This is a genomic window from Vibrio sp. 10N.247.310.17 (assembly GCF_041466605.1).
Taxonomy (GTDB): Bacteria; Pseudomonadota; Gammaproteobacteria; order Enterobacterales; family Vibrionaceae; genus Vibrio; species Vibrio tasmaniensis_A.
Genome location: NZ_JBFSTC010000233.1, coordinates 1 through 1,035, shown reverse-complemented (window position 1 = coordinate 1,035; position 1,035 = coordinate 1). Strand labels below are relative to the sequence as shown.

Here is a 1,035-nt window from a genome sequence, read left to right as displayed (position 1 = left end):
TTTTTCCTTTGATTTCTCATTACCGTGTCGCGGTCTTCCTGCTTAACGTCCCAAATCAGAACCCCCAAAACAAGGGTATATGAACGCTTCGCGCCCTTGTTTTGATGAACCGTGATTTTGGGTCGAGCAGTCAGGCGACAACGGGAATGAAAATTAATCAAAGGAAAAACTTATGACAGACTCAATCCTTAATCCATCAACAGCTTCTAACGTTCAATCCGCGACAAACGTATCCCCGTTTGAGCCGTCAGGCTCATCCAAGAATGAATTTTTGAAGCGCTTCTCTGGTCATAAGTTGCGTAAAAATGCGAAGGCTAAAATTACGAAGCTGTTGGAATATGCTGACACGTTGATCTTAAAAACTCAGTCAATGGGGATGGATGATTGCTTTAGAAGTAATGAGCTTGTCACGATGGATAAATCCGAATTTTGGGATTGGTACGAAAAGAACTACAGCGACATGGTTATTTTATTAACCATCCGTGAAGGCGCTCTAGTGAAAGTGCAGGTCTGTGATTGTATCTATCATTTTTCTAATGATGTGGTGATGACATTCTCTTTGGATGGAGAGGAACCGCAAAGCACGATTATTGAGGGGGAATGCTCAGAAGTGGAGGGCACCGAAGAAGTGAAAGAGCCGGTGCAGCTTGCCCCGTTCGACCAATACGTACACCTGGAAAAGACCGCCGTTGTGAAGCAAGTGATTATTGATTGGAGTGAATCCAATTTATTATCTGATGGCAATGCGTACACCCTTGATGATTACAACAAAAAAGCAAGTCAAGAAGCTATGGAAGTGGGCCGCAATAACGGTTACACCAAGACGATGATGTATATCGAGTTTGATAATGGTGACTTGGAGCGATTTAGACATGATATTGATGCGGATCACCCAACGCTGAACCACTATTACGCTGCTGTGACTGAGACAAAATTGATGGGCTTGTCTAAAGTGCGCTTTACGTTTGAGCAAGTGACAAAGGCATTGATTGACGGTTATCTTTCCCCGCTTAACAGTGATGAGAAAAAGCCAAC

General features: G+C 43.4%; 1 pseudogene. It reads left to right on the top strand.

Annotated features, from left to right (window positions below):
• Positions 1-172: 172 nt before the first annotated feature.
• A pseudogene (locus AB6D80_RS25070) lies at positions 173-1,035 on the top strand (DUF3560 domain-containing protein); the annotation flags it as partial.